The organism is Agrococcus carbonis, assembly GCF_900104705.1.
GTDB lineage: Bacteria > Actinomycetota > Actinomycetes > Actinomycetales > Microbacteriaceae > Agrococcus > Agrococcus carbonis.
Map to the genome: position 1 here is coordinate 2095134 of NZ_LT629734.1, position 23811 is coordinate 2118944.

Annotated in this window: 26 protein-coding genes and 1 tRNA gene; 15 read left to right on the forward strand and 12 right to left on the reverse strand. The window is 72.8% G+C overall.

Annotation, left to right across the window (positions count from 1 at the left end; translation table 11 throughout):
- Positions 1–103 precede the first annotated feature (103 nt).
- Complete coding sequence (locus tag BLT67_RS10110) at positions 104–988, reverse strand: class I SAM-dependent methyltransferase (protein WP_092666898.1); 885 nt, start codon at positions 986–988, stop codon at positions 104–106.
- Between the two features lie 23 nt (positions 989–1011).
- On the reverse strand, positions 1012–1374 hold the full coding sequence (locus BLT67_RS10115; protein ID WP_092666899.1) for a VOC family protein: 363 nt from the start codon (positions 1372–1374) through the stop codon (positions 1012–1014).
- A 101-nt stretch (positions 1375–1475) separates the two neighbouring features.
- Between BLT67_RS10115 and BLT67_RS10120 the strand changes: the two genes are divergently transcribed.
- Entirely contained in the window at positions 1476–2225 is a 750-nt protein-coding gene (locus BLT67_RS10120; protein WP_092666900.1) for a phosphoglyceromutase, read from the forward strand.
- A 61-nt stretch (positions 2226–2286) separates the two neighbouring features.
- Here the strand turns inward: BLT67_RS10120 and phoU are convergent, their stop codons facing one another.
- On the reverse strand, positions 2287–3015 hold the full coding sequence (phoU, locus tag BLT67_RS10125) for a phosphate signaling complex protein PhoU (protein ID WP_092666901.1): 729 nt from the start codon (positions 3013–3015) through the stop codon (positions 2287–2289).
- Positions 3016–3154: 139 nt separating this feature from the next.
- Between phoU and BLT67_RS10130 the strand changes: the two genes are divergently transcribed.
- Positions 3155–4303 (forward strand): sensor histidine kinase, encoded by a 1149-nt coding sequence (locus BLT67_RS10130; protein ID WP_092666902.1) that lies wholly within the window; start codon positions 3155–3157, stop codon positions 4301–4303.
- Positions 4300–4980: a response regulator transcription factor gene (locus BLT67_RS10135; RefSeq protein WP_092666903.1), complete on the forward strand. Its 681-nt coding sequence runs from the start codon at positions 4300–4302 to the stop codon at positions 4978–4980. The genes BLT67_RS10130 and BLT67_RS10135 overlap by 4 nt, the downstream gene beginning before the upstream one ends.
- A gap of 81 nt (positions 4981–5061) precedes the next feature.
- Here the strand turns inward: BLT67_RS10135 and BLT67_RS10140 are convergent, their stop codons facing one another.
- Entirely contained in the window at positions 5062–5523 is a 462-nt protein-coding gene (locus BLT67_RS10140; protein WP_092666904.1) for a hypothetical protein, read from the reverse strand.
- A 202-nt stretch (positions 5524–5725) separates the two neighbouring features.
- Between BLT67_RS10140 and BLT67_RS10145 the strand changes: the two genes are divergently transcribed.
- Together BLT67_RS10145 and ispF are read left to right on the forward strand one after the other, a co-directional pair.
- Entirely contained in the window at positions 5726–6214 is a 489-nt protein-coding gene (locus BLT67_RS10145) for a CarD family transcriptional regulator (RefSeq protein ID WP_092666905.1), read from the forward strand.
- 100 nt (positions 6215–6314) lie between these two features.
- Complete coding sequence (ispF, locus tag BLT67_RS10150) at positions 6315–7565, forward strand: 2-C-methyl-D-erythritol 2,4-cyclodiphosphate synthase (protein WP_092666906.1); 1251 nt, start codon at positions 6315–6317, stop codon at positions 7563–7565.
- A 145-nt stretch (positions 7566–7710) separates the two neighbouring features.
- On the opposite strand, the gene BLT67_RS10155 is transcribed toward ispF, so the two are convergent.
- Entirely contained in the window at positions 7711–8001 is a 291-nt protein-coding gene (locus BLT67_RS10155; RefSeq protein WP_092666907.1) for a DUF4287 domain-containing protein, read from the reverse strand.
- A 125-nt stretch (positions 8002–8126) separates the two neighbouring features.
- Between BLT67_RS10155 and cysS the strand changes: the two genes are divergently transcribed.
- Together cysS and rlmB are read left to right on the forward strand one after the other, a co-directional pair.
- Complete coding sequence (gene cysS, locus BLT67_RS10160; RefSeq protein ID WP_092666908.1) at positions 8127–9536, forward strand: cysteine--tRNA ligase; 1410 nt, start codon at positions 8127–8129, stop codon at positions 9534–9536.
- Positions 9533–10510, forward strand: coding sequence for a 23S rRNA (guanosine(2251)-2'-O)-methyltransferase RlmB (rlmB, locus tag BLT67_RS10165; RefSeq protein WP_092666909.1), 978 nt, complete (start codon positions 9533–9535; stop codon positions 10508–10510). Before cysS ends, rlmB begins: the two co-directional genes overlap by 4 nt.
- A 79-nt stretch (positions 10511–10589) precedes the next feature.
- Here rlmB and BLT67_RS10170 read toward each other — a convergent pair whose 3' ends face one another.
- Positions 10590–11921, reverse strand: a complete 1332-nt coding sequence (locus BLT67_RS10170) for a DUF4032 domain-containing protein (RefSeq protein ID WP_092666910.1) — start codon at positions 11919–11921, stop codon at positions 10590–10592.
- A gap of 34 nt (positions 11922–11955) precedes the next feature.
- On the opposite strand from BLT67_RS10170, the gene BLT67_RS10175 reads away from it, so the two are divergent.
- Positions 11956–12750, forward strand: coding sequence for a DsbA family protein (locus tag BLT67_RS10175; RefSeq protein WP_092666911.1), 795 nt, complete (start codon positions 11956–11958; stop codon positions 12748–12750).
- A 96-nt stretch (positions 12751–12846) separates the two neighbouring features.
- Here BLT67_RS10175 and BLT67_RS10180 read toward each other — a convergent pair whose 3' ends face one another.
- Positions 12847–13920 (reverse strand): ABC transporter ATP-binding protein, encoded by a 1074-nt coding sequence (locus tag BLT67_RS10180; RefSeq protein WP_092666912.1) that lies wholly within the window; start codon positions 13918–13920, stop codon positions 12847–12849.
- A 171-nt stretch (positions 13921–14091) separates the two neighbouring features.
- Here BLT67_RS10180 and BLT67_RS10185 point away from each other — a divergent pair, with 171 nt between their 5' ends.
- Both BLT67_RS10185 and BLT67_RS10190 read left to right on the forward strand, forming a co-directional pair.
- Positions 14092–15009 (forward strand): DsbA family protein, encoded by a 918-nt coding sequence (locus tag BLT67_RS10185; protein WP_157674319.1) that lies wholly within the window; start codon positions 14092–14094, stop codon positions 15007–15009.
- Entirely contained in the window at positions 15009–16016 is a 1008-nt protein-coding gene (locus BLT67_RS10190; RefSeq protein WP_092666914.1) for a DsbA family protein, read from the forward strand. The genes BLT67_RS10185 and BLT67_RS10190 overlap by 1 nt, the downstream gene beginning before the upstream one ends.
- A gap of 172 nt (positions 16017–16188) precedes the next feature.
- Here the strand turns inward: BLT67_RS10190 and BLT67_RS10195 are convergent.
- Positions 16189–16260 (reverse strand) — tRNA-Thr (locus BLT67_RS10195).
- 55 nt (positions 16261–16315) lie between these two features.
- Between BLT67_RS10195 and BLT67_RS10200 the strand changes: the two genes are divergently transcribed.
- A complete protein-coding gene (locus BLT67_RS10200; RefSeq protein WP_092666915.1) occupies positions 16316–16840 on the forward strand; it encodes a GNAT family N-acetyltransferase in 525 nt (174 codons plus the stop codon).
- On the forward strand, positions 16837–17766 hold the full coding sequence (locus BLT67_RS10205; protein WP_092666916.1) for a DMT family transporter: 930 nt from the start codon (positions 16837–16839) through the stop codon (positions 17764–17766). Before BLT67_RS10200 ends, BLT67_RS10205 begins: the two co-directional genes overlap by 4 nt.
- Here the strand turns inward: BLT67_RS10205 and msrB are convergent.
- Positions 17750–18151 carry a peptide-methionine (R)-S-oxide reductase MsrB gene (msrB, locus tag BLT67_RS10210; protein ID WP_092666917.1) on the reverse strand — a complete coding sequence of 134 codons (402 nt, stop codon included), beginning with the start codon at positions 18149–18151 and terminating at the stop codon, positions 17750–17752. The two genes, BLT67_RS10205 and msrB, sit on opposite strands and share 17 nt — an antisense overlap.
- 104 nt (positions 18152–18255) lie before the next feature.
- On the opposite strand from msrB, the gene BLT67_RS10215 reads away from it, so the two are divergent.
- The 3 genes from BLT67_RS10215 (at position 18256) to groL (ending at position 20904) form a co-directional block, all read left to right on the forward strand.
- Positions 18256–18588, forward strand: coding sequence for a DUF3263 domain-containing protein (locus tag BLT67_RS10215; protein ID WP_092666918.1), 333 nt, complete (start codon positions 18256–18258; stop codon positions 18586–18588).
- Positions 18585–19133 carry a LytR C-terminal domain-containing protein gene (locus BLT67_RS10220; RefSeq protein WP_092666919.1) on the forward strand — a complete coding sequence of 183 codons (549 nt, stop codon included), beginning with the start codon at positions 18585–18587 and terminating at the stop codon, positions 19131–19133. Before BLT67_RS10215 ends, BLT67_RS10220 begins: the two co-directional genes overlap by 4 nt.
- A gap of 151 nt (positions 19134–19284) precedes the next feature.
- The gene (gene groL / locus BLT67_RS10225) at positions 19285–20904 is read left to right on the forward strand and encodes a chaperonin GroEL (RefSeq protein WP_092666920.1); all 1620 of its coding nucleotides are present in this window, start codon (positions 19285–19287) and stop codon (positions 20902–20904) included.
- Positions 20905–21129: 225 nt separating this feature from the next.
- On the opposite strand, the gene BLT67_RS10230 is transcribed toward groL, so the two are convergent.
- The 3 genes from BLT67_RS10230 to BLT67_RS10240 all read right to left on the reverse strand — a co-directional run bounded on the left by BLT67_RS10230 (position 21130) and on the right by BLT67_RS10240 (position 23786).
- Positions 21130–21420, reverse strand: coding sequence for a WXG100 family type VII secretion target (locus BLT67_RS10230; protein ID WP_092666921.1), 291 nt, complete (start codon positions 21418–21420; stop codon positions 21130–21132).
- 62 nt (positions 21421–21482) lie between these two features.
- Positions 21483–23081: a sensor histidine kinase gene (locus tag BLT67_RS10235; protein ID WP_092666922.1), complete on the reverse strand. Its 1599-nt coding sequence runs from the start codon at positions 23079–23081 to the stop codon at positions 21483–21485.
- Positions 23082–23093: 12 nt separating this feature from the next.
- Complete coding sequence (locus BLT67_RS10240; RefSeq protein WP_092666923.1) at positions 23094–23786, reverse strand: response regulator transcription factor; 693 nt, start codon at positions 23784–23786, stop codon at positions 23094–23096.
- Between the last annotated feature and the right edge of the window lie 25 nt (positions 23787–23811).

A 23811-nucleotide genomic window follows, 5' to 3' on the forward strand; every position in this document is an offset into this window, starting at 1 on the left:
CGAGGAGGCCGCGCCCGCAGGGCGCAGCCGTCACGAGACCGATGCCGCTCCGGAAGATTCACGCCCCAGCGCGCCTATGCGTGGATAGTCCAGCCCGATGCGCTCAGCCGCGGGAATCTTCCGGGCGCCGCGGGACCGGAGCCGCGCCCGGCGCGACCGCCGACCACGCGACCGTCAGCTCGCCCAGCCGCCACCGCGCGGGGCCGTCCGCTACCGGCCAGCCGGCCGACCGCATCCGCCGTACCGTCGCGACCCACCGCTGCGTCGCGCCGAAGTCGGCGAGCGGCGCCTCCACCGCCCACGCCCGATCGAGTTCGGCCAGCAGTGCGTGCACCCGCTCGCCGGGCACGTTCCGGTGGATGAGCGCCTTCGGCAGCCGCTCGGCGACGACCGAGGGCGCCTCCATCGCGTCGGTGCCGAGCTCGTCGACCTTGAGCGCGATCGTCAGCGAGCGGGGGCCGGCCACGTCGAGCGCGACCCACGCGCACACGCGCCCCACCTCGTTCGACGTGCCCTCGACGAGCAGCCCGCCGGGCGCGAGCCGCGCGAGCATCGTCGCCCAGTGGCCGGCGACCTCGTGCTCGTCGTACTGCCGCAGCACGTTCATCGCGCGGATGACGTGCGGCGGCCGCGGCGCAGGCACCTCGAACCCGCCGAGCGCGAACGAGACGCGCGCGTCGGATGCGATGGCCCGCCCGTAGCGCGAGGGCCCCGCCTCGCGGGCCGCGGCGAGCTCGGCCGTCGCGATCGCCACCCGCTCGGGATCGATCTCGAGCCCCAGCACCTCGACCGACGGGTTGCGGCGCGCGAGCCGCTCGTGCAGCTCGAGGCTCGTCGTCGCGCTCGCCCCGTAGCCGAGGTCGACGACGAGGGCGCCCGGCACCCGCGCAGCCGGCTGCGCGGCGATCCAGCGGTCGACGCGGCGCAGCCGGTTCACCCCGGTCGTGCCGCGCGTGATGCGCCCCGTCGGCTTCGCCATGCGAGCCATTCTGCCGCGGCGGCGGCCGGCGCTCAGGAGCGTTGGCACACCATGAGCGGGTTGCCGTCGGGGTCGAGGAACTGCAGCGTCGAGACGCTCCCGATGTCCTCGATCTCGGTGACGATGCGCGCATCGAGCTCGCGCAGCCGCTCGAGCGCCTGCGCCAGATCGTCGGTCCAGAAGAAGCACAGCGGCTGCGACGATCGCTCGACGGGCTTGTGCGCGTCGAGGATGAGCGCGGCATCGCCGGCCATCGGCACGTCGTAGATGCGCCCCTCGTGGGTCGCCTCGCGCAGCGGGACGTCGAGGAGCTCGCTGTACCAGCGGGCCGAGCGAGGAAGGTCGGAGACCGGCACGAACACCGCGCCGATGCGGTTCTGGACGGGACTGGGCATCGTGGGCTCCGGGTCGGCGGGCGGGGCTCGCGCCACGCTAGCAGCGGAGCGCGGCCGCGACCGCGGGCGCTGGGCGCCCGGCTGCCGACTAGGCTGGCGGCATGACCGAGCGCACCCTCATCCTGCTCCGCCACGGCCAGTCCACGTGGAACGAGGAGAACCTCTTCACCGGTTGGGTCGACGTGCCCCTCACGCCCAAGGGCGAGCAGGAGGCGAAGCGCGGCGGCGAGCTGCTGCGCGAGCGCGACCTGCTGCCCGACGTGCTCTACACGTCGCTGCTGAAGCGCGCGATCCACACCGCGAACATCGCCCTCGCGGCCGCCGACCGCGACTGGATCCCCGTGCACCGCTCGTGGCGGCTCAACGAGCGCCACTACGGCGACCTGCAGGGCAAGGACAAGGCCGCGACGCTCGAGCAGTACGGCGAGGAGCAGTTCATGACCTGGCGCCGGTCGTTCGACACGCCCCCGCCGCCCATCGCCGACGACAACCCCAACTCGCAGGCCGGCGACCCCCGCTACGAGGGCATCGACGGCGAGCTGCCGAAGACGGAGTGCCTCAAGGACGTCATCGAGCGCTTCCTGCCGTACTGGGAGTCGACGATCACGAAGGACCTCGAGGCGGGCCGCACGGTGCTCGTCGCCGCGCACGGCAACTCGCTGCGCGCGCTCGTGAAGCACCTCGACGGCATCTCCGACGACGACATCGCGAGCCTCAACATCCCCACGGGCATCCCGCTGCTCTACCGCCTCGGCGACGACAACATGCCGCTCGAGCCGGGGGAGTACCTCGACCCGGAGGCCGCGGCCGCGGGCGCGGCGGCGGTGGCCGCGCAGGGCACCAAGCACTAGTCCCCGGTCGCACGACGAAGGGGGCCGCGCATCGCGCGGCCCCCTTCGTCGTCGGTCGACGTCAGTCGGACTCGAGCGGGTGGCGCCCCTCGGTCGAGGCGACCGGCTGCACGGGCTCGGGCGTCATGTCGGCGTGCGCGTCCTCGTCGCCGACCCAGTCGCCGGTCGCGAGGTACTGCACCTTCTTGGCGATGCCGACGGCGTGGTCGGCGAAGCGCTCGTGGTAGCGGCTCGCGAGCGTCGCGTCGACGGTCGTGTGCGCGGCGCCCTGCCACTCGGTGCCGAGCACGTGCGAGAAGACGTCGCGGTGCAGCTGGTCGACGTGCTCGTCGGCGGCCATGAGCCGGTCGGCGAGCGAGAGGTCCTGCGTCTCGAGCAGGTCGCGCAGCATCTTGGCGATCTCGATGTCCTGCGCGCCCATCTCGGCGAACGTCGGCTGCAGCGACTCGGGCACCACGTTCATGGGGAAGCGGTAGCGCGCGAGCAGGGCGATGTGGCGCGCGAGGTCGCCCATGCGCTCGAGCGACGCCGAGATGCGCAGCGCCGAGACGACGATGCGCAGGTCGCGCGCGACGGGCGACTGGCGGGCGATGATGTTGATGGCGAGCTCGTCGAGCGAGACGGCCTTGTCGTCGATGACGGGGTCGGTCGCGATGACCTGCTCGGCGAGCTGCACGTTCGAGTCGCCGAAGGCGCGCACGGCGTTCTCGATCGACACCACCACGTGGTTGGCGATGTCGACGAGGCGCTCCTGCACCTCGGCGAGCTCCTGCTGGAATACGTCGCGCATGTCCTGCTCCTCCTGCTGTGCCCGTCAGCTGCGTCGGGATCGGGCACCGGTCGAACCCCGAGTGTTCCTGAGCCAGGTTACCGGCGAGTGTCCCCCGGCTGAACCATGGGGGCCCGGCGCGCACCGATACGATCGAGAGGTGGAAGCGTCCTGGTACGTGCTCCTCGCACTCCTGCTGGGGTTCGCGCTCGGGGCGTCCTCCGTGCACCTGCTGGGCCTCGCCGCCCAGCGCGGCCGTCAGGTGATGGCCATCGCGAGCGAGCCGATCCCCGACGGCATCGCCGCGATGGTGCACGTGCTCGAGTCGGCCGGCGTCGTGCTCGACGGCTCCAACCAGGTCATCCTCTCCTCACCCGGCGCGCAGTCGCTCGACCTCGTCGACGGGCGCACGCTCCGCTCGCACGAGATGTCGGATGCGGTGCGTCGCGTCTGGCGCACCGGCGAGGCCGAGGTGCTCGACCTCATCCACCGCCGGGGCCGCATCGGCACCGGGAGCGAGGTCCACCTGCGGGTGCGCGTCGCGCCGCTCGGCAACCGCTTCATGCTGCTGCTGGCCGCCGACCGCACCGAGGAGCTGCGGCTCGCGGGCGTGCGCCGCGACTTCGTCGCCAACATCAGCCACGAGCTCAAGACCCCCATCGGGGCGCTGACGGTGCTCGCCGAGGCGATCGAGGCCGGCGCCGAGGAGCCCGAGCGCGTGCGCGCCTTCGCGAAGCGCATGCAGGTCGAGGCCGACCGGCTGGGCCGCATGACGAAGGAGCTCATCGACCTCAGCCGCATCCAGGCCGACGACCCGCTCGACCACCCCGAGCGCTTCCCCGTCGCGCGCGTCGTCGAGGTCGCGGTCGACCGCAACCGGGTCGTCGCCGATGCGAAGCGGATGCGGATCATCCCCCGGGTGCTCGAGGAGGCCGAGGTGCTGGGCTCGGAGGAGCTCGTCACGATGGCCGTGCAGAACCTCGTCTCGAACGCGGTGCAGTACTCGCCGGAGGCCACGCACGTCGGCGTCGGCGTGCGCGTCGTCGACGGGATCGTCGAGATCGCGGTGACCGACAAGGGCGTCGGCATCGCGCCGGAGGAGGCCGAGCGCGTCTTCGAGCGCTTCTACCGGGTCGACCCCGCGCGCAGCCGCGTGACCGGCGGCACGGGCCTCGGCCTCAGTATCGTGAAGCACGTCGCCGTCAGCCACGGCGGCGAGATCACGCTCTGGTCCCGTCCCGGTCAGGGATCGACCTTCACCCTCCGGCTGCCCGCAGCCGACGCATCCGCCACCGAGGAGAACGCATGACGCGCATCCTGATCGTCGAGGACGAGACGGCGCTCGCCGAGCCCCTGTCGTACCTGCTCGAGCTCGAGGGCTACGAGACGGCCCACGCCGCCGACGGCGATGAGGGCGTACGGATGTTCGAGGAGGACGGCGCCGACCTCATCCTGCTCGACCTCATGCTGCCGGGCCGCTCGGGCACCGAGGTGTGCCGGCACATCCGCCAGAGCTCGCGCGTGCCGATCATCATGGTCACGGCGAAGGACAGCGAGGTCGACACGATCGTCGGGCTCGAGCTCGGCGCCGACGACTACGTGACGAAGCCGTACTCGACGCGCGAGCTCGTCGCGCGGATCCGCGCGGTGCTGCGCCGCCGCGGGGCGGAGGACGACGAGGACGACGCGGTCGTCGAGATCGGCCGCGTGCGGCTCGACTCCGACAGCCACACCGTGCACGTCGCGGGCACCGAGGTCGCGATGCCGCTGCGCGAGTTCGAGCTGCTCGAGTACCTCATGCACAACGCCGGGCGCGTGCTCACCCGCGGGCAGCTCATCGACCGCGTGTGGGGCAGCGACTACTTCGGCGACACGAAGACCCTCGACGTGCACATCAAGCGCCTGCGGGCGAAGATCGAGGAGGACCCCTCGAGCCCGACGCGCCTCGTCACGCTCCGCGGGCTCGGCTACCGCTTCGAGCGCTGAGGCCGTCCGCGGGGCGACGGCCCGGGACGACGAAGCGGCGGGAACCTCTCGGTCCCCGCCGCTCTCCGCTCGTGCTGCGGACTACTCGGCAGCGGGCGCGTACGACTCGTAGCCGACGACCTCGGTCGAGATGGTCGGCACGCCGAGGCCCACGGGCTCGGCGCCGTCCGCCGCGAACGAGACGTTCTGCAGCTTGCCGTAGGTGAACTCGCTCGGCGTCTCGAAGATGAGCTGCTGGTCGGGGAATCCGAAGGTCGTGACTCCCGCGGGGACCCGCACATCCTGCGACTCGTCCTCGACGCGCACCTCGACGAACGTGGCCTCGCCCTCGTTCGTGAACGTGACCGCGAGGTTCAGCTCGGAGCCGTCGGGCTCCCCGATGAGCATCGCGTTGTGCATCGTGACCGTGCCGGTCGTGCCCGAGACGCCGTCGGAGGCGTCGTACTCGATCTGCGTCGCCTGCGGCGTGAGGATGTTGCACCCCGTCGCGGCGATGGTGACGACGACGGCTGCGGCGGCTGCGGCGGCGAGGCGAGGCTGCACGGGTACCCTTTCGACAAGATGACGCGCGCGCCTGCCGGCGTGCGTGGCGCGGTCGGTCATGAGTCTAGTACCGACGGGCCGAGCAGCGGCGCGGCGGCCCGATCGGCGTTCGTCAGGGGCGTGATCCAACCACGCCGCGCGGGGGCTCGCGAGCGACACGCTGTGATAAAATCAAGGTTCTGGCTATGACGAGGAGCATTCGATGAACTTTGAGGTCGGAGAGACGGTCGTCTACCCCCACCACGGCGCTGCGACGATCACCGAGGTCAAGGTCCGCAAGATCAAGGGCGTCGAGACCACCTACCTCAAGCTCAACGTCGCGCAGGGCGGCCTCACGATCGAGGTGCCCGCTGCCAACGTCGACATGGTGGGCGTCCGCGACGTCATCGGCGAGGAGGGCCTCGACAAGGTCTTCGAGGTGCTGCGCGCAGACTTCACCGAGGAGCCCACGAACTGGGCGCGCCGCTACAAGGCCAACGTCGAGAAGCTCGCCTCTGGCGACGTCATCAAGGTGAGCGAGGTCGTGCGCGACCTGAGCCGCCGCGACCAGGACCGCGGCCTCTCGGCAGGCGAGAAGCGCATGCTGGCGAAGGCCCGCCAGATCCTCGTGAGCGAGCTCGCGCTCGCCGAGCACACGGACGAGGACGCCGCCGCGGCCCGCCTCGACGAGGCGCTCGCCCCCGCGAGCTGAGCCGCAGACGCACGTCGCGAGGCGCCCGAGCCGTGAGGCCGGGCGCCTTCGCCGTTCGTGCTCGAGCGGTCGGCGCGGAGCGGCGTCCTAGGCTGAGCGGGTGACCGACACCGCACTGATCGTCGTCGCGGCCGGCAGCGGCGCGCGGCTGGGAGCCGCGCGTGAGGGGAAGCCGGTGCCGAAGGCGTTCGCCGAGTTCGCCGGCGTCACGCTGCTCGAGCACGCCCTGCGGGGCATCGACTGGGTCGCCGAGCGCGTCGTGGTGGTCGTGCCGCCCGGCTTCGAGGCGGAGGCGGCGACGATCGCCGCTCGCGCAGGCGTCCGCGCCGACGTGGTGCCGGGCGGTGCGACGCGGGCCGACTCGGTGCTCGCCGGCCTCGCCGCGGCCGGCGACGCGCAGCACGTGCTCGTGCACGACGCCGCGCGTGCGCTCACACCCGCGACGCCCTTCGATCGGGTCCGCGCGGCGCTCGAGGCGGGCGCCGTGGCGGTGGTTCCCGTGCTGCCGGTCGTCGACACGGTGCGCTCAGTCGACACGGTGCGCTCGGTCGATCCGGCGCGCTCGGCCGCGGCGGCCGGCGAGGAGGGCGAGGCGGCCGAGCACGTCCTCGGCGAGCGGCTCGGCGCGGTCGTCGACCGCGCGACACTCCGCGCGATGCAGACGCCGCAGGGCTTCGACGCCGCCGTGCTGCGGCGAGCCTACGAGGCGGCCGGAGCGGCGCGCGCGGCGTCGACCGACGATGCGCAGCTCGTGCAGGCGCTCGGGGAGCCGGTGCTCGCGGTGCCCGGCGACGAGCTGGCGTTCAAGATCACCACGCGGGCCGACGCCGAGCGGGCGGAGGCGCTGCTGGCGAAGGAGGCGGGGATGCAGGAGCTGCGGACCGGGATCGGCGTGGATGTGCACGCGTTCGGCGGCGTCGGACCCCGCCGGCTCGCCGGGCTCGAGTGGGACGAGGAAGCGTGGCCCGGGCCCGGCCTCGCCGGGCACTCCGACGGCGACGCCGTGTGCCACGCGATCGTCGACGCGCTCCTGAGCGCCGCGGGGCTCGGCGACATCGGCGGCCTCGTGGGCGTCGACGAACCGCAGCACGCCGGCGCATCCGGCGAGGTCTTCGTGCGCGCGGCCCTCGAGGCGATCGGCGCCGAGGGCTGGGCGCCGGTGAACGTGGCCGTGCAGGTGCTCGGCGTGCACCCGCGCATCGGTCCGCGTCGCGCGGAGGCGCAGCGAGCGCTCAGCGCGATGCTGGGCGCCCCCGTCAGCGTCGCGGGCACGACGACCGACGGTCTCGGCGCCGTCGGCCGCGGCGAGGGCGTGCAGGCGATCGCGACGGCGCTCATCCGCCGCGGCTGACCGCTCCGGCACCGCACCGCTCGTCGGCGGCCGCATCGCCGGGGCGGTTGCGCCCGACCGGGTCGGGCATGCCGGCACCCGTCGGGCGCAGCCGCACTCCTCGCGAGCTGCGGTGCACCGCACCGCACCGCCTCGCCCGCGCCGATCAGCGATGCGGGTTCGTCGCCGCCCCGTCGAGCCACAGCTCGTCGCTCGCGTCGGCGTGCGCGCCGCCGCTGCCGACGTGCTTGTCGCTGATCCGCGGCCCCTTCGTGATGACGTGCACCATCGCCATGCCGTGGCCCCGGCCCAGCCCGTAGTCCTCCTTGAGCCACTCGAGGATCGGGGTCGCCTTCGTGGTCTCGTCGAAGCCGCGCTCGCGCGCGAGCTCGACGAGTCGGCGCGGCGTGAGCCCGGTCTTGGTCTCGACCGCGTCGAGGTAGGCCTGGAACGACATGGATGCTCCTCGCACTCCGGGCGGCCCCGTCGCCGCCGCTCGGACGCTACCGCCTCCGCCGCCCGCCCTGCCACCCGCCCGCCGCTGAGCGGCCAGGACGGGAGCGGCAAGTAGCCTTGGGTGCTGTGACCGTGCGCATCTACGACTCGAAGCAGCAGGCGATCGTCGACCTGCAGCCGCTCAAGCCCGGCGAGGTCTCGATGTACGTCTGCGGCCCGACCGTGCAGTCGTCGCCCCACATCGGCCACGTGCGCAGCGCCGTCGCCTACGACGTCTGGCGCCGCTGGCTCGCGCACCGGGGGCTGCGCGTCACCTTCGTGCGCAACGTCACCGACATCGACGACAAGGTGCTCGTGAACGCCGTCGACGAGCCGTGGTGGGCGCTCGCGTACCGCATCGAGCTCGAGTTCACCGCCGCGTACCGGGCCGTCGGCGTGCTCGCGCCCACGTACGAACCGCGTGCCACCGCATCCGTGCCCGAGATGCACGCGCTCATCGCCCTGCTCATCGAGCGCGGCCACGCCTACCCGGCGCTCGACGGCTCGGCCGACGTCTACTTCGACGTGCGCTCGTGGGAGCAGTACGGCGCCCTCACGCGGCAGTCGATCGACAAGATGGAGCCGGCCGCCGACGCCGACCCGCGCGGCAAGCGCGACCCGCGCGACTTCGCGCTCTGGAAGGCGCGCAAGGACGACGAGCCCGCTTCGGCGAGCTGGGAGTCGCCGTGGGGCGCGGGCCGCCCCGGCTGGCACATCGAGTGCTCGGCGATGTCGCGCAAGTACCTCGGCGACGCGTTCGACATCCACGGCGGCGGCCTCGACCTGCGGTTCCCGCACCACGAGAACGAGCTCGCGCAGTCGACCGCCGCGGGCCTGGGCTTCGCGAGCGTGTGGAGCCACAACGGGCTCGTCAACGTCGACGGCGAGAAGATGTCGAAGTCGCTCGGCAACTCGATCTTCGCGGCCGACCTGCTCGCGAGCGTGCGGCCGATCGTCGCCCGCTACTTCCTCGTCGCCCCGCACTACCGCTCGACGATCGACCTGCGCACCGCGGGCGGCAGCCTCGAGGGCGGCTCGCTCGCCGAGGCAGAGGCCGCGTTCGGGCGCATCGAGGCGCTGCTCGAGCGCGCCGCGCGCGCGGGGGAGCTGCCCGGGGCCGACGTGCCGGATGCGTTCGGCGCGGCCATGGACGACGACCTCTCGACCCCGCAGGCCGTCGCCGTGCTGCACGAGACGACGCGCGCCGCCAACGCCGCGCTCGACGCGGGCGAGACGGATGCGGGGCTCGCCCGCGCGGGCGAGGTGCGCGCGATGCTGCGCGTGCTCGGGCTCGACCCGGCGGACGCGCTGTGGCAGTCTGGGGCGTCGGCCGAGACCGAGGCGCTCGCATCGCTCGTGGAGTCGCTGCTCGCCGAGCGCCGGCAGGCGCGGGCCGCGAAGGACTTCGCCGCCTCCGACCGCATCCGCGACGCGCTCGCGGCCGCGGGCATCGCCGTCGAGGACGGCAAGGACACGACCACCTGGAGCATCGCATGAGCAAGCCGCAGCGCAGCCCGCGCAAGAAGGGTGCCACGAAGGGCACCGGCGGCCACGGCCGCAAGGCACTCGAGGGCAAGGGCCCCACGCCCAAGGCCGAGGACCGCTCCTGGCACGTCGCCGGGAAGCGGAAGGCGGCGCGCGAGCGCTTCGAGGCCGCCGCGTCGCGCGGCCGCCGGCCCGAGCCGCCCCGGCACCGCAAGCCCTCGAGCGCGAAGGACGAGTCCGAGCTCGTCACCGGGCGGAACGCCGTGCTCGAGGCGCTGCGCACCAAGATCCCCGCGACGTCGCTCATGATCGCGGCGCGGCTCGAGATGGACGACCGCGTGAAGGAGATCCTCTCGATCGCGACGAAGCGCGGCGTGCCCGTGCTCGAGGTCATGCGGCCGGAGCTCGACCGCATCTCCGGCCACGACGCCGTCCACCAGGGCGTCGCGCTGAAGGTACCGCCGTACCAGTACGCGCATCCGGTCGACCTGCTCGAGACGGTGCAGGAACGCGGCCAGACGCCGCTGTTCGTCGCGCTCGACGGCGTGACCGACCCCCGCAACCTCGGCGCGATCATCCGCTCGGCCGCCGCGTTCGGGGCGCAGGGCGTCATCGTGCCGCAGCGCCGCTCGGTGGGTGTGACCGCGAGCGCGTGGAAGACGAGCGCCGGCGCCGCCGCGCGCGTGCCGGTCGCGATGGCCGCGAACCTCACGGCGACGCTCAAGGAGCTCAAGTCGGCCGGCTGCTTCGTCATCGGGCTCGACGGCGACGGCGATGTGCCGCTGCACGAGCTCGACCTCGCCGACGGCCCGCTCGTGATCGTCGTCGGCAGCGAGGGCAAGGGCATCTCGCGCCTCGTGGCCGAGACGTGCGACGCGATCGTCTCGATCCCGATCGAGTCGATGACCGAGTCGCTCAACGCCGGCATCGCCGCATCCGTCACCCTCTACGAGGTCGCGAAGCGCCGGTCGGGGCAAGCCTCCTAGGTCAGGCCGCCAGGCCAGGTCGGCCAGGCCGGCTCGACGAGACCAGCACGGCCAGGCCGGCTCGGCCAGGCGGGCGCGGCTAGACCCGGTCGCGCCAGTCGGGCTCGTCGGCGTCGTCGGCGTCGCCCTCGGCCTCCGAGCCCTCCGGGAGGTCGTCGAGCGCGACGATCGGCATCGTGACGGTCGTCGGCACGTTCAGCAGCGCCGCCTCGTCGCGGCGGTGCGCGAGCTGGGTCTCGATGTAGGCGTAGGTGGCCTCCTTGAGGCTCACCTCGCGCTGCCGCTGCTCCGAGAGGAACCAGCGGTGCTCGAGCACCTCGTGGAAGACCTCCGGGCCCTCGAGCTTGCCGCGCAGCTCGACCGGCACCGCGGCGACGACCCGCGCGAAGACCCGGTCGTACCACTCGGCGGCGAGCACCTCGGCGTCGACGCCGGGCCGCGCATCCTGCTGGGTCGCGACGTACTCGTCGAGGTCGTTGAGCAGGCGCCGGGCCTGGTTCTCCTGCGCGTCGATGCCGGTGAGCGACTGCAGCCGTCGGTGGTGGTGCCCGGGATCGACGACCTTCGGGCTGATCGTCACCGTCGTGCCGCCGCGGGTCGTGCGCATCGAGAGCTCGCCGATGTCGTAGCCGAGCGCGTTGAGCCGCTCGATGCGCTCGCGGATGCGCCACCGCTCGCTCGTCGGCACCTCCTGATCGCTGTGCAGCTCGTGCCACAGGGATCGGTACTGGCTCACGATCGAGCCCGCGACGGCGACCGGATCGATCGCGGCGTCGAGGCGGTCGCCGGCGGCGAGGTCGAGCAGCTCGCCCGCGATGTTGATGCGCGCGAGCTCGAGATCCTCCTCGCGGCGGCCGTCCGAGAGGCCCCCGGTCTCGAGCGAGCCGGTCTCGGCGTCGACGAGGTAGGCGGCGAATGCGCCCGCGTCGCGGCGGAAGAGCGTGTTCGAGAGCGACACGTCGCCCCAGAAGAAGCCCACGAGGTGCAGGCGCACGAGCAGGCCGGCGAGCGCGTCGACGAGTCGCACCGCGGTCGCCGCCTTGAGCGACGACGAGTAGAGCGCGCGGTAGGGGAGCGAGAAGCGCAGGTGCCGCGTGACGAGCGCGGCGGCGAGCGGCTCCCCGTCGGCCGACGTTCGGTCGGCGATCACCGCGAGCGGCTCGACGCACGGCACCTCGAGGCGCTGGAGCGTGCGCAGCATCCCGTACTCGCGCTGCGCCATCTCGGTCGTCGTCTCCTTGATCGCGACGACGCGGCCGCCGAGCCGCGCGAAGCGCACGAGGTGCCGCGAGATGCCCTTGGGCAGCTGCACGACGTCGGTCTCGGTCCACTCCTCGAGGGGCTCGTCCCATGGCAGGTCGAGCAGCGTCGCGTCCATCAGCGCCGAGGTGATGCGCAGATCGGTGCCCATGCCGTCATCGTAGGCGCGCGGCTACTGTTGGCCCATGCGTCGCTTCGCACCGCTCGCCGTCGTCGCGCTCGTCGCGCTGGCGCTCGCCGGGTGCGCGCCCTCCCCGCCCGTGCAGCAGGCGTCGCAGGCACCCGGGCAGTCGGATGCCCCCGGCCAGTCGGATGCGTCGGCCCAGCCGGATGCGTCGGCGCAGCCGGGCGGCCCGGTCTGGCCGCAGAACATGGCCAGCCACGGCGCGATCCTCGTCGCGGGCGGCGTGCTGCCGACCCCGGCCGCGGCGCCGGAGCGCGCCGACGTCGCGGTCGACCTGCCGCACGCGATCCTCTACATCGACTTCCTCTGCCCCTACTGCGGCATGTTCGAGGAGGCGTACGGCGACGAGCTGCAGGACGCGGTCGACTCGGGCGACATCGCGCTCGAGATCCGGCCGCTCACCTTCCTCGACCGCGCATCCCCCGACCGGTACTCGACCCGCGCCGCGGGCGCGTTCTCGGCGGTCGTCGACGAGTTCCCCGAGCGCGCGCTCGCGTTCTACCGCGCGCTGTTCGCGGCGCAGCCCGAGGAGGGGCAACCCGGCCTCACCGATGAGCAGCTCATCGAGATCGCCGCGATCACGGGCGCCTCGTCGCCGCAGCTCGAGCAGCGCATCCGCGACGGCGCGCTCGCCGACTTCACGGCGGCGGCCACGCAGTCGGGCTTCCTCGAGCCGGTCACGGGCGACGTCCCGCCGCCGCGGGAGACCCCTGCGTTCTACCTCGACGGCGAGCGCTACGCCGGGCCGATCGACCGGCCCGGCGCCGTGGCCGACTTCATCGCGGGGCAGCGCTGACGCATCCGCGCATCACGCTCGAGGGCCCCGACCGAGGTCGGGGCCCTTCACGCGGCAGGGCCCCGACCGAGGTCGGGGCCCTGTGTGCGCGCGGCGTCAGACGCGGCGGCCGGACTCCTTGTCGAACACGTGGAGGTGCGTGGGGTCGGGGGTGATGTAGACGGTGTCGCCGGCGGTCGCGTGGTTGCGGCCGTCGACGCGCGCGACGATGTCGACGCGCTTGCCCTCGACGTCGGCGTGGCCGTAGAGGTAGCCGTCGGCGCCGAGCTCCTCGACGAGGTCGACCTCGACGGGCAGGCCGTCGCCCTGCTCGGCGACCGAGACGTCCTCGGGGCGCACGCCCACGATGAGGCCGTCCTTGACCGCGGCGAGCTGCTCGCGCGAGATCGGCACGAGGTGGTCGCCGAAGTGCACGCCCTGGTCGCTCACCTTGAGCTCCATGAGGTTCATCGCAGGGCTTCCGATGAATCCGGCGACGAAGACGTTCGCGGGGGAGCCGTAGAGCTCGCGCGGCGTGCCCACCTGCTGCAGCACGCCATCCTTCAGCACGGCGATCCGGTCGCCCATGGTGAGCGCCTCGGTCTGGTCGTGCGTGACGTAGACGGTCGTGACGCCGAGGCGGCGCTGCAGGGAGGCGATCTGCGTGCGCGTCTGCACGCGCAGCTTGGCGTCGAGGTTCGACAGCGGCTCGTCCATGAGGAACACCTGCGGCTGGCGCACGATCGCACGGCCCATCGCGACGCGCTGGCGCTGACCGCCCGAGAGCGCCTTGGGCTTGCGCGCGAGGTAGGGCTCGAGGTCGAGCAGCTTCGCTGCCTCCTCGACGCGCTTGGCCCGCTCCTCCTTGGCGACGCCTGCGATCTTGAGCGCGAAGCCCATGTTCTCGGCGACCGTCATGTGCGGGTAGAGCGCGTAGTTCTGGAACACCATCGCGATGTCGCGGTCCTTCGGCGGCATGTCGGTGACGTCGCGGTCGCCGATGAGGATGCTGCCGTCGTTGACCTCCTCGAGGCCCGCGAGCATGCGCAGGGTGGTCGACTTGCCGCAGCCCGAGGGGCCGACGAGCACCAGGAACTCGCCGTCGGCGATCTCGAGGTCGATCTGGTCGACCGCGGGGCGGGTGCTCCCGGGGTAGACGCGGGAGGCCTTGTCGAACGTGACAGACGCCATTGTCTCTTTCCTTCCACCGGCAGGCACGTGCCGGACGATCCGTTGTGTCAGGACGGGCGGCTGCGCCCGCAGCCACATCATCGCACGTCCGCCGGGCGGTACCCTTGCAGATGGCGTGTGACCCGATCGCGCCGCATGCCGGAGACCCGGCCGACCCCAGGTGAAGGACGCATGAGCGACAAGCTGACGAAGAACGAGCGGCGTGCGCAGGCGCGCGAGCAGGCCCGCAAGATGCAGGAGGAGCGCCGCCGCAAGGAGCGCCTCAAGAAGGGCCTGACCGTCGGCGGCATCATCGTCGCCGCCGTCGCCGTGGTCGCGATCGTCGCGCTCGTCATCGTCAACAGCATTCGCCCCGCGGGCCCCGGCCCCGAGAACATGGCGTCGAACGGCATCGTCATCGGCCAGGACTTCGTCGCAGAGCGCACCGCCGCGACGCCCGCCGACGGCGAGCCGACGCCCACCGAGCAGCGCGACGACGTCATCCAGATCGAGGTCTACCTCGACTACATGTGCCCCGCGTGCAAGGCGTTCGAGGACGCCAACGGCCCCGTGCTCGAGCAGCTCGTCACCAGCGGCGCCGCGACGGTCGAGATCCACCCCATCTCGATCCTCGACCGAGCCTCGCTCGGCACGAAGTACTCGACCCGCGCCGCCTCGGCCGCCGCGTGCGTCGCGGAGTACGCGCCCGACAGCTTCTGGGACTTCAACACCGCGATGTACGCCGCCCAGCCCGCCGAGAACACCGCGGGCCTCTCGAACGAGGAGATCGTGGGCGTCGTCGAGAGCGTCGGCATCGACACCTCGGGCGGCCTCGCCGACTGCATCACCGAGGGCCGCTTCATGGGCTGGGCCGAGGACGCCACCGTGCTCGCCGGCACCGAGCCGCTCCCCGGCACCGACGGCGTGATGGCCAACCGCACGCCCACGGTCATCGTCAACGGCCAGCTCTACCCGGGCTCGGGCGCCGACGCCGCGGGCTTCCAGGCGTTCGTGACCTCGGTCGCCGGCCAGGGCGGCGAGAGCGAGGCGCCCGCCGAGAGCGAGGCGCCGGCCGAGTCCGAGACCCCGGCACCCTCCGACGAGGGCTGATGCGGCGAGCCGCCCGGCCGGTCGGCGCAGCGCTCGTCGCGCTCGCGCTGCTGGCCGGGTGCGCCGCCGAGCCGCCGCCGCCGATCACGACGATCGGTGAGCTCGGGGCCGCCTACCTCGACGCCGGGGGCGGATGCGGCGAGCTCGTCGAGCAGTACCGCGCGTCGGAGGACGACCCGGTCGTCGCCGCGTGCGGCACCGACACCGAGCTCGTGCTCGCCGCCGACGCCGACCAGGCGCTCGCGATCGCGACCGAGCGCCAGCTGCAGGAGCAGACGGTGCTCGTCTCCGGCCGCTGGCTCATCCGCGACCCCGACGTCGAGCAGCTGCAGCAGCGCCTCGGCGGCGAGATCGTCACGCTCGCGCCCGCCGACGGACCGGCGAACATGGCCGACGCGATCGCCTTCGACGCCGGCGGGGTCGTGCCCGCGGAGCCCGTGCCGGCCGACGGCGAGCCCGCCGAGCGTGCTGCGCCGGCCGACGCATCCGCCCACGACGTGCTCGTCGTCGTCGACGCGCAGTGCGAGTACTGCGACCGGCTGCTCGGCGCGAGCGGCGACCTGCTGACCGAGCTCGCCGATAGCGGCCAGGCGCGGGTCGCCTACCTGCCGGTGTCGCTCGGCGACGCGATCGGCAACGGCTTCGCCTCGACGCTCGGCGCGAACGCGCTCGCGTGCGTCGCCGACGCGGAGCCCGACGCCTACCGCGGCTTCCAGTCGGCGCTGCTGTCGCACCTGCAGCAGGCGGCGTTCGACGCGACCGAGATCGCCGGCCTCGCCGCCGAGCACGTCTCGGGCGACGCGCAGGCCGAGGTGGGCGACTGCATCCAGACCGCGCGCTTCGCGTGGTGGGTGCGGCAGGCGACGGTGCGCGCGATCGACGAGCCGCTGCAGGGCGTCGAGCCGCTGCGCGGCGTGCCGACGGTGATCGTCGACGGCGCCACCTTCGCGGGCGACGTGGGCGATGCGGATGCGCTCGCGGCGTTCGTCGACGAGCAGACGCCGTAGGCAGCGCCCGCCGCGGCGAGCCGAGCCGGGCCGGTCGACGGCAGCATCGCTGCCGAGGGGATCGACCTGGGCGGCGAGGTCTCGCGACGCGAGCGGCTGCGCCGCGCGCTCCTCGACCTTGCGGCCTCCGGGCGCAACGCGACTGCGTCGCATTGCGTCCTCCGGCCGCAAGAGCCCCCTGTCGGGATTGAACCGACGACCTACGCTTTACAAGAGCGTTGCTCTACCACTGAGCTAAGGAGGCGGGCCCCGCCGACGCGATGGTCTCCGGGTGCGCCAGGCCATTCTAGGCTTGACCGGTGAGTCGATTGCGCGTCTGGCACCCCGAGCGCGACGCGGCAGCCGTGCTCGCCGCGTTCGCCGCATCCGCAGACCTGCACCGGCAGGCGCCGCCGCTCGCGACCCTGGGCGACGCGCAGCGCTACCTCGAGGTGATCGCCGAGGAGGCGCTCGCGATCGACGTCGACGGCGAGGCGGTCGGATGCGTCATGGCCGCCGACCGCGATGCGCGGCACGGGACGGCGTGGATGTCGTACTGGCTCGCGCCCGCCGCGCGCGGCGCGGGGCTCGCGAGCCGCGCCCTCGACACGCTCTCGCGGCAGCTCTTCGCCGATGGCCTGCACCGGCTCGAACTCGGTGCGCGCGCGAACAACCCCGCATCGATCGCGGTCGCCGAGCGCGCCGGCTACGTGCACGAGGGCGTCGAGCGCGAGCGGCTGCGCTACGTCGACGACGGGGGTCGCCCGGAGCGCTTCGACGTCGTGCGGCTCGCCCGCCTCGCGAGCGACCCGGCGCCGCGGCTCGACCCGCTGGAGAACGCATGAGCGCGTTCTGGTGGCTGCTCACGGCCGTCGCCGCCGGCGCGGGGCTCGCGGTGCAGAGCCGCATCAACGGCGAGCTCGGCGCGCGGCTCGAGCACGGCATGCTCGCCGCGCTCATCTCGTTCGGCGTCGGCCTCGCGCTGCTCGGGGTGCTGCTCGCGGTGTGGCCGGGCGCACGCGCGGGCGTCGCGCGCCTCGTGCGGGTGATCCGCGACGGCTCGATGCCGTGGTGGTACGCGACGACGGGCCTGCTCGGCGCGTTCCTCGTCGCGACGCAGGGCGTCGTGGTCGGCACGACCGGCGTCGCGCTCTACACGGTCGGCGTTGTCGCGGGGCAGACCGCGAGCGGGCTCGCCGTCGACCGGGCGGGGTTCGGCGGCCTCGCCAAGAAGCCGATCACGCCGCAGCGGGTGCTCGGGGCGCTCCTCGCGCTCGCAGCGGTGGGCATCGCGCTCGCCGGCGCGGGCGAGCTGCAGGGCGCGTGGCTCATCGTGCTGCCGTTCGTCGCGGGCCTCCTGCAGTCGGTGCAGCAGGCGTTCGGCGGGCTCGTGCAGCGGCACGCGCGCTCAGCGATCGCGCAGACCGTCTCGAACTTCCTCGTCGGCACCGTCGCGCTCGCCCTCTTCGTCGGCGTCCAGGCGCTCGCGGGCATGTCGGCGCAGCCGCTGCCCGTGGAACCCTGGCTCTACGTCGGAGGCGTGCTCGGCATCCTCTTCATCGCGCTCATGTCGGTCGCGGTGCATCACCTCGGCGTGCTGACGATGGGCCTCGGCGTCATCTGCGGCCAGGTCGTCACGTCGCTGCTGCTCGACCTGCTCGTGCCCGCAGGCCACCCGGTGACGGTGTGGTCGGTCGTCGGCGCGCTGCTGACGATCGCGGCGGTCGCGGTCTCGGCGATCCGCCGCCCGCGCGTCAGCCCTCGGGCGTGAAGGTGAGCGCGACCGAGTTCATGCAGTAGCGGTCGCCCGTGGGCGTCTGGGGCGCGTCGTCGAAGATGTGGCCCAGGTGGCTGCCGCACTTCGCGCAGCGCACCTCGGTGCGCACCATGCCGAGCGAGCGGTCCTCGACCAGCTCGACGGCGTCGTCGCGCACCGTCTCGTAGAAGCTCGGCCAGCCGCAGCCGGCGTCGAACTTCGTCTCGTCGCGGAACAGCTCGTTGCCGCACGCGCCGCACGAGTAGACGCCCTGGCGCTGCTCGTCGAGCAGCGCGCCCGTCCACGGTCGCTCGGTGCCGGCCTCGCGCAGCACCTTGAAGGCTGCGGGGTCGAGGATCTCGCGCCACTCGGCGTCGGTGCGCTGGATGCGATCGGTCATGCCTCCAGCCTACGACCGCCGGGCCGCTGCGCGCCTGGGAGGAGCGGCATCCGGCGCGCGTTTCGCGACGAGCGGATCATGCGCGCCGCCGTAGGATCGGACGCATGCCGACCGAGCCTCGACCCCGCCCCGCGGGGAGCGCCGACGAGGCCGCCGCGCAGGCGTTCGCCGAGGCGGCGGGCGATGCGCGGGCGACGGATGCGTCGGCGCACGACGACCTCCAGGCGGCGCGCGAGGAGCGCATCCGCCGCGTGCTCGACTTCGAGGCCGGCTGGCTGAGCCACGGGGGCGCGAAGGCGCGCGCGATCCGCGCAGAGTTCGGCTGGACGACCACCCGCTACTACCAGGTGCTCGACGGGCTGCTGGAGTCGCCCGAGGCGGTGCGGCACGACCCGATGCTCGTGCGCCGCCTGCTGCGGCTGCGCGAGGCGCGATGAGGCCCACGCAGCGCGTCGGCGCGCACCGCTCGACGTCCTCCGGCGGCTGGCCCCGCTGGGCGATCCTGCTCGCCGGCCTCGCCGTCGCGATCGTGCTCGCCGCGGCCGGTCTCTTCGCCCTCGACACGCTGCGCCCGCAGGCGCCGCCGCCCGCCGAGACGCAGGCGCCCGAGGTCGTCGACGACCCCGCGGCGATCGACCCGTCGCTCGACGCGTCGATCACCGTGCTGAACTCCTCGGGCGAGCGGCGGTTCGCCGCCGCCGTCGGGCAGGCGCTCGCCGATGAGGGCTGGGACGTCATCGCCACGAGCGTGAGCACCCCGGCCGACACGACGGTCGTCTGGTTCGACAGCGAGGACCTCGCCCCGGTCGCCCGCGGCCTCGTCGCCAGGCTCGGCGTCGGTGAGGCACAGCTCTCCGAGGGACGGCTCTCGGGCACGCCGATCACGATCGTGCTCGGCCCGGATGCGGTCGGCACGGCCCCGAGCGTCGAGCCGCACGAGAGCATGCTGCCGGACCCGTCGCAGACCGTTCCCGCCCCCTGAGCCGGGCGCGCAGGCGCTCGCGGGGCGCGGCGCCGCCCGCCAGGCTGAGCGGCTTGCACTCGCCCGCCCCGAGTGCCAGACTTGGGATTGGCACTCCCACCGATGGAGTGCCAGTTGAACGTCCACAGCGTCCAGGAGGGACGAGACTGCAATGGCAAAGATGATCGCATTCGACGAGGAGGCCCGCCGCGGGCTGGAGCGTGGACTCAACACGCTCGCCGACGCGGTGAAAGTGACCCTCGGGCCGCGCGGCCGCAACGTCGTGCTCGAGAAGAAGTGGGGCGCTCCCACGATCACGAACGACGGTGTCTCGATCGCCAAGGAGATCGAGCTCGAGGACCCCTACGAGAAGATCGGCGCCGAGCTGGTCAAGGAGGTCGCCAAGAAGACCGACGACGTCGCCGGTGACGGCACGACCACCTCGGTCGTGCTCGCCCAGGCACTCGTCCGCGAGGGCCTGCGCAACGTCGCGGCCGGCGCCGACCCGATCAGCCTCAAGCGCGGCATCGAGAAGGCGGCGAACGCGGTGAGCGAGCAGCTGCTCGCCAACGCCAAGGAGGTCGAGACCAAGGCGGAGATCGCCGCGACGGCTTCGATCTCGGCCGCCGACGAGGAGATCGGCGCGCTCATCGCCGAGGCCATCGACAAGGTCGGCAAGGAGGGCGTCGTCACCGTCGAGGAGTCGCAGACCTTCGGCACCGAGCTCGAGCTGACCGAGGGTATGCGCTTCGACAAGGGCTTCCTGTCGCAGTACTTCGTCACCGACCCCGAGCGCCAGGAGACGGTCTTCGAGGACCCCTACGTCCTGATCGTCAACTCGAAGATCTCGAACATTAAGGACCTGCTCCCCATCGTCGACAAGGTGATCCAGGCGGGCAAGCAGCTCGTCATCATCGCCGAGGACGTCGAGGGCGAGGCGCTCGCGACGCTCGTCGTGAACAAGATCCGCGGCATCTTCAAGTCGGTCGCCGTCAAGGCCCCGGGCTTCGGCGACCGCCGCAAGGCGATGCTCGCCGACATGGCGATCCTCACGGGCGGCCAGGTGATCTCCGAGGAGGTCGGCCTCAAGCTCGAGAACACGACGCTCGACATGCTCGGCCGTGCGCGCAAGGTCGTCATCACCAAGGACGAGACCACGATCGTCGAGGGCGCCGGCGAGGCCGACGCCATCGCCGGCCGCGTGCGTCAGATCCGCCAGGAGATCGAGAACACCGACAGCGACTACGACCGCGAGAAGCTGCAGGAGCGCCTCGCGAAGCTCGCCGGCGGCGTCGCCGTCATCAAGGCGGGTGCCGCGACCGAGGTCGAGCTCAAGGAGCGCAAGCACCGCATCGAGGACGCCGTCCGCAACGCGAAGGCCGCCGTCGAGGAGGGCATCGTCGCCGGTGGTGGCGTCGCGCTCATCCAGGCCGCCAAGACCGCGTTCGACGGGCTCGAGCTCACGGGCGACGAGGCGACCGGCGCGAACATCGTGAAGGTCGCGGTCGACGCTCCGCTCAAGCAGATCGCGCTCAACGCGGGCCTCGAGCCCGGCGTCGTCGCCGAGAAGGTGCGCGGCCTCGAGGTCGGCCACGGCCTCAACGCCGCCACGGGCGAGTACGTCGACATGCTCGCCTCGGGCATCTCGGACCCGGTCAAGGTGACGCGCTCGGCGCTCGCCAACGCCGCGTCGATCGCCGGCCTCTTCCTCACGACCGAGGCCGTCGTCGCCGACAAGCCCGAGAAGGCGCCGGCCATGCCGGCCGACCCCACGGGTGGCATGGACTTCTGATGCCGCAGCGCTCAGGTCCGCCTCGCGGACCTGAGCGCGGAGGCATCAGGGTCGAGTAGGCGGCCGACGGCCGCCGTACCGAGACCCAGGAGCTCCACAGCACGAAGGGCCCCAGCGCGATGCTGGGGCCCTTCGGCGTGCCCGGATGGTCTCGATGCGCCCGACTCCGTCGGGCTACTCGACCAGCGTGGGAGCGGCGCGCGCTCCTCGACCGGCGGGACGGGCTTACGCCGCGAACATGCGCAGGTTGCCCTGCTCGACCTCGTCGTAGGTGCGGCCCGCGTGCGCGAGCGCCTCGTTGATGGCCGCGAGCGACTCCTCCACGCGGAGCTGCGTGGCGCGCCAGTCCTGCACGACGCCCTGGAAGGCGACGGAGGCCTGGCCGCTCCACGAGTCCTGCAGCGCCTGCAGCTGGCTGTGCATCGCGGTCACCTCGGACTGCACGCGGCTCGCGGTGCCCCGCACCGCGACGTGCGCGCCGTGGATGGCGTCGGCGTCGACGACGTACCTGCTCATGATCCCCTCGTTCCTGCGCGGCGCATCCGCGCTCGTGCGCAGACGGTAGGGGAAGCGGCGGATCAGCCGCGGCGGTGCGAGGCGACCTGTGGATCGCCGCTCGTCGTCGACACCGACTCGGGCCGCAGCCGACGGCTGAGCGCCATGACCGACTCGTCGTCGGCGAGCGGGATGGCGATGCGGAACGTCGCGCCGCCGCCCGGTGTCTCGACGACGTCGAGCCGGCCCGAGTGCGCCCGCACGATGCCCTGCACGATCGCGAGCCCGAGGCCCGTGCCGCCCGTGTCGCGCGCGCGGGACTCATCGGCGCGGAAGAAGCGCTCGAAGACCCGCTTGCGCAGCTCCGGCGGGATGCCCTCGCCGTGGTCGATCACGTGCATCACGGCCTCGCGCCGCTGCACCGAGACGCCGACGCCGAGCTCGAGCGGCGTGCCGTCGGGCGTGTAGCGGGTGGCGTTGCCGATGAGGTTCGAGAGCAGCTGCCGCAGCGCGTGCTCGTCGCCCTGCACGATCGCGGGCGGCGTGAGCGGCGGCGGCGTGAAGACGCCGGAGCCCTGCGGGGTCGGGACGGCCGCGCCCGCCACGGGAGCGAGCGCATCCGCGTCGATCGCCAGTACGGTCACCGGGCGGTCGGGCGAGCTCACGCGCGTGTCGCTCGCGGCGTCGTTGACGAGCGGCACGAGGTCGAGCGGCTGCAGGTCGAGCGGGCGACGCTCGTCGAGCCGCGCGAGCAGCAGCAGGTCCTCGACGAGGCGGCCCATGCGCTTGGCCTCGCCCTCGATGCGCTCCATCGCGTTCTTGACGTCCTCGGGCTTCGAGATCGCGCCCATGCGGTAGAGCTCGGCGTAGCCGCGCACGGCGACGAGCGGCGTGCGCAGCTCGTGGCTCGCGTCGCCGACGAACTGCCGCATGCGCGCGACCGACTCGTCGCGCTGCTCGATCGCGGCCTCGATGCGATCGAGCATCGTGTTGAGCGAGAGCTGCAGCGAGCCCACCTCGGTGCGCGGGTGCTCGCCCGTGAGCCGGGTGTCGTAGTCGCCGTCGGCGAAGCGCTGCGCCTCGGCCGCGGTCTTGCGCAGCCCCCGCAAGGTCGAGACGGCGAGGATGCGCGTGAGGGCCGCGCCGAGCACGGTCGCGAGCACCGAGAAGCCGGCGAAGACGAGCGTGAAGGTCGCCGTCGCGGACTCGGTCGCCGAGAGGTCGACTGCGACGACCGAGATGAGCAGCTCGCCGGTGCCCTGCACCGTGCTCGGCGCGACGATCGTGCGCCAGCGCGTCTGCCGGTCGATCGAGAGCAGCGTGAAGGCGCCGTCCTCCTCGGCGACCGTCGCGATCGACAGGCCGCTGAGGTCGGGGTTCATGGCGCTCGGCAGCTTGTTGTCGCACAGCATGGTGCCCGCGGCATCCGCGACGCCCAGGTAGTACGTGTTGGGCATGCGCTGCGCGAGGTCGCACTGCTCGGGGGAGTCCGAGCGCGTGACCTCCTCGCTCGTGAAGGCGCGCATCGCCTGCTCGAGCTCGCGGTCGACCTCGGCGGTCTGCGCGTCGCGGATGATCGACAGCGTGCCGACGCCCGCGAGCGCGAGCCCGAGCATCATGACGACGACGATGAGCGCCGTGATCCGCCCGGCCAGCGACATGCGGCCGAGCAGGCGGGCCATGGCCGCGCGCACCTACTTCGGCGACTTCAGCATGTAGCCGAATCCGCGCTTGGTCACGATCATCGGCTCCTCGACGCGATCGTCGATCTTGCGGCGGAGGTAGGAGATGTAGGACTCGACGATGCCCACGTCGCCGTTGAAGTCGTACTCCCACACGTGGTCGAGGATCTGCGCCTTCGAGAGCACGCGGTTGGCGTTGAGCATGAGGTAGCGCAGCAGCTTGAACTCGGTGGGGGAGAGCTCGATCTCCTCGCCCGCGACGCTCACCTCGTGCGTGTCCTGGTTCATCGAGAGCTCGCCGACGTCGATCGTGGCGTCGTCGGTCTCGGCCATCGTGCGGCGGAGGATCGCCTTGATGCGGGCGATGATCTCGTCGAGCGAGAACGGCTTCGTCACGTAGTCGTCGCCGCCGACGGTGAGGCCCGTGATCTTGTCCTCGGTGTCGTCCTTCGCGGTGAGGAACAAGATGGGCGAGGCGAACCCGGATGCGCGGAGGCGCTTGGTGACGCCGAAGCCGCTGATGTCGGGGAGCATCACGTCGAGCAGGATGAGGTCGGGCTCGTCCTCGAGCACGGCCGAGATGGCGGCGGCGCCGTTGGCGACCGCCCGCACGTCGAAGCCGCCGAACCGGAGGCTCGTCGTCAGCAGGTCGCGGATGTGGGGCTCGTCGTCGACGACGAGGATCTTGGCGCTGGGCTCAGTCATGGCTCCAGTCTCTGGTGGTGCGCTG

Coding starts and splice junctions, on each gene's coding strand:
- BLT67_RS10110 (WP_092666898.1), bottom strand. CDS start 988: ATGGCTCGCATGGCGAAGCCGACGGGGCGCATCACGCGCGGCACGACC.
- BLT67_RS10115 (WP_092666899.1), bottom strand. CDS start 1,374: ATGCCCAGTCCCGTCCAGAACCGCATCGGCGCGGTGTTCGTGCCGGTC.
- BLT67_RS10120 (WP_092666900.1), top strand. CDS start 1,476: ATGACCGAGCGCACCCTCATCCTGCTCCGCCACGGCCAGTCCACGTGG.
- phoU (WP_092666901.1), bottom strand. CDS start 3,015: ATGCGCGACGTATTCCAGCAGGAGCTCGCCGAGGTGCAGGAGCGCCTC.
- BLT67_RS10135 (WP_092666903.1), top strand. CDS start 4,300: ATGACGCGCATCCTGATCGTCGAGGACGAGACGGCGCTCGCCGAGCCC.
- BLT67_RS10145 (WP_092666905.1), top strand. CDS start 5,726: ATGAACTTTGAGGTCGGAGAGACGGTCGTCTACCCCCACCACGGCGCT.
- BLT67_RS10155 (WP_092666907.1), bottom strand. CDS start 8,001: ATGTCGTTCCAGGCCTACCTCGACGCGGTCGAGACCAAGACCGGGCTC.
- rlmB (WP_092666909.1), top strand. CDS start 9,533: ATGAGCAAGCCGCAGCGCAGCCCGCGCAAGAAGGGTGCCACGAAGGGC.
- BLT67_RS10170 (WP_092666910.1), bottom strand. CDS start 11,921: ATGGGCACCGATCTGCGCATCACCTCGGCGCTGATGGACGCGACGCTG.
- BLT67_RS10175 (WP_092666911.1), top strand. CDS start 11,956: ATGCGTCGCTTCGCACCGCTCGCCGTCGTCGCGCTCGTCGCGCTGGCG.
- BLT67_RS10180 (WP_092666912.1), bottom strand. CDS start 13,920: ATGGCGTCTGTCACGTTCGACAAGGCCTCCCGCGTCTACCCCGGGAGC.
- BLT67_RS10185 (WP_157674319.1), top strand. CDS start 14,092: ATGAGCGACAAGCTGACGAAGAACGAGCGGCGTGCGCAGGCGCGCGAG.
- BLT67_RS10190 (WP_092666914.1), top strand. CDS start 15,009: ATGCGGCGAGCCGCCCGGCCGGTCGGCGCAGCGCTCGTCGCGCTCGCG.
- BLT67_RS10205 (WP_092666916.1), top strand. CDS start 16,837: ATGAGCGCGTTCTGGTGGCTGCTCACGGCCGTCGCCGCCGGCGCGGGG.
- msrB (WP_092666917.1), bottom strand. CDS start 18,151: ATGACCGATCGCATCCAGCGCACCGACGCCGAGTGGCGCGAGATCCTC.
- BLT67_RS10215 (WP_092666918.1), top strand. CDS start 18,256: ATGCCGACCGAGCCTCGACCCCGCCCCGCGGGGAGCGCCGACGAGGCC.
- BLT67_RS10220 (WP_092666919.1), top strand. CDS start 18,585: ATGAGGCCCACGCAGCGCGTCGGCGCGCACCGCTCGACGTCCTCCGGC.
- groL (WP_092666920.1), top strand. CDS start 19,285: ATGGCAAAGATGATCGCATTCGACGAGGAGGCCCGCCGCGGGCTGGAG.
- BLT67_RS10230 (WP_092666921.1), bottom strand. CDS start 21,420: ATGAGCAGGTACGTCGTCGACGCCGACGCCATCCACGGCGCGCACGTC.
- BLT67_RS10235 (WP_092666922.1), bottom strand. CDS start 23,081: ATGGCCCGCCTGCTCGGCCGCATGTCGCTGGCCGGGCGGATCACGGCG.
- BLT67_RS10240 (WP_092666923.1), bottom strand. CDS start 23,786: ATGACTGAGCCCAGCGCCAAGATCCTCGTCGTCGACGACGAGCCCCAC.